This window comes from Enterobacter sp. UNJFSC 003, from assembly GCF_036903355.1.
Taxonomy (GTDB): Bacteria; Pseudomonadota; Gammaproteobacteria; order Enterobacterales; family Enterobacteriaceae; genus Enterobacter.
In genome coordinates this window covers 1-240 of sequence record NZ_JBAKHK010000328.1, presented here as the reverse complement: position 1 = coordinate 240, position 240 = coordinate 1, and the positions used below count along the sequence as shown (strand labels likewise).

1 pseudogene is annotated in these 240 nt (G+C 54.6%); it reads left to right on the top strand.

The annotated features are described in order from the left end of the window. A pseudogene (nudC, locus tag V5P19_RS24400) lies at nt 1–156 on the top strand (NAD(+) diphosphatase); the annotation flags it as partial. Nucleotides 157–240: the final 84 nt, after the last annotated feature.

Sequence of the window (240 nt, the reverse complement as noted above, 5' to 3'; positions counted from 1 at the left end):
GAATATGACAGCGGCGACATCGTGATCGACCCGAAAGAATTGCTTGAGGCGAACTGGTATCGCTATGACGATTTGCCGTTACTCCCGCCGCCCGGCACCGTAGCGCGCCGTCTGATAGAAGATACTGTGGCGATGTGTCGGGCAGAGTATGAGTGATGATACACTGACCGCCTGACGCACTAAGGAACAGCCAAAATGACCGAACTTAAAAACGATCGTTATCTGCGGGCGCTGCTGCGC